General features: G+C 57.1%; 1 protein-coding gene. It reads right to left on the reverse strand.

The features are described from left to right. Positions 1-794 (reverse strand): 4-hydroxyphenylpyruvate dioxygenase (gene hppD, locus ACXRVY_RS31370; RefSeq protein WP_458239260.1); only part of this gene is annotated, 794 nt, incomplete at its 3' end. Positions 795-1,015: the final 221 nt, after the last annotated feature.

Genomic DNA, 1,015 nt, shown 5'->3' on the forward strand with positions numbered 1-1,015 from the left:
GTCATGAAGCGCATGCCGATGCTTTTCAGGTGGTCCCAGGTCTTGAGCAGGTCATCGGACAGGAACGCAACGTGCTGGATGCCTTCGCCGTTGAACTGCATCAGGAACTCTTCGATCTGCCCGGCGCCCTTGGACGATTCTTCGTTCAACGGAATGCGGATCATGCCGTCCGGCGCGGTCATGGCCTTGGAGGTCAGGCCGGTGTATTCGCCCTTGATGTCGAAGTAACGGATTTCGCGGAAATTGAACAGCTTCTCGTAGAAGTTGGCCCAGTAGGCCATGCGACCGCGATACACGTTGTGGGTCAGGTGATCGATGATCTTCAGGCCGGCACCGACCGGATGGCGGTCCACACCTTCGATGAACACGAAGTCGATGTCATAGATCGAGCTGCCCTCGCCGAAACGGTCGATCAGGTACAGCGGCGCACCGCCGATGCCTTTGATCGCCGGCAGGTTCAACTCCATCGGGCCGGTTTCGATGTGGATCGGCTGGGCGCCGAGTTCCAGGGCGCGCTTGTAGGCTTTTTGCGAATCCTTGACGCGAAACGCCATGCCGCACACCGACGGGCCGTGCTCGGCCGCAAAGTACGAGGCCACGCTGTGGGGTTCGTTATTGAGGATCAGGTTGATCGCGCCCTGGCGATACAGGTGCACGTCCTTGGAACGGTGGGTCGCCACCTTGGTGAAGCCCATGATCTCGAAGATCGGTTCCAGGGTATTCGGGGTTGGCGATGCGAGCTCGATGAATTCAAAGCCCATCAGGCCCATTGGGTTTTCGTATAAATCTGCCATGGTCGGCGCCTCATCATGCTTTTGGAATTAACAAATGTTAGTTGCTAGCAATGCTGAGACCGGTGGGTGGCGCACAGGAGATGCCCCGCACGCTGCGGGCGAGAAAGTCACCGTAGATCAGTTGAAACCCGAATATCTTCATTGTCGACCCAAGGCTCTTGCGGGCGAGGCTTCTGCTGCCAGAAGACGATTATTATTGTATGCGTAAACCGATTCTACAC

It is taken from the genome of Pseudomonas sp. P5_A2_2 (assembly GCF_054177685.1).